This window comes from Microbacterium sp. K41, from assembly GCF_004794395.1.
GTDB classification, from domain to species: domain Bacteria; phylum Actinomycetota; class Actinomycetes; order Actinomycetales; family Microbacteriaceae; genus Microbacterium; species Microbacterium sufflavum.
The window spans coordinates 1-665 of record NZ_SSDO01000233.1 but is presented as its reverse complement, the minus strand read 5'-3'; the positions used below and the strand labels follow the sequence as shown (position 1 = coordinate 665).

1 pseudogene is annotated in these 665 nt (G+C 75.2%); it reads left to right on the top strand.

Annotation, left to right across the window (positions count from 1 at the left end):
- Positions 1-665: pseudogene (locus DW309_RS06425) on the top strand (PucR family transcriptional regulator); the annotation flags it as partial.

The window sequence follows — 665 nt, the reverse complement described above, 5'->3', positions numbered from 1 at the left end:
TGCCCGGCGCGGCCGACGTCGACCGCGGCGCCGTCCGGCTCGCGGCCAGGCTCGGGCTCACCCTGCTCGACGTCGAGCGGCCGGTGCAGCTCGCCAGGGCCTGCTGGATGCTGATCGAGGCGCGTGACGCCCTCACGCTCACCCGCGTGCGCAAGGTCGCGCAGTCGTTCGAGTACGCGGCGGACGACCTCGGCGACCTGCTCGGGCACCTCGCGGCGAATCTCGGCCTCGGCGTCGCGCTCATCGACGGCGCGGGGGTTCTGCGCGAAGCCGGGGGACACCTGGCCGATGCACTCCGCCACCGGATCCGCTTCGACGCGTGGACCGATGCCGCCCGGGCCGACGGCGACGCTGCGGCCTCGGTGCGCGTGGACAGTCCCGGCCGTTCCGGACTGCGGCTCGTGCTGTTCGGTCGCGGTCTCGGCGAGGCGCAGCTGCAGTCGCTCATCGTCGCCGCCGAGGTGGCGATGCCGGCCGTCGCCGCGCGGATCCTGATCGACGAGATCGCCGCGGTCAACGACGTCGCCGCATCGTCGGGGCTGCTGCGCGACTTCGTGGAGCTGCGCGGCACGGCCGACACCGACGTGGAGCGGCGGATGGCGGAGCGCGGGTGGCGCACCGGCGGGCATCACCTCGGTTTCCGCACGGTCGCGCGCGGCCGGCTC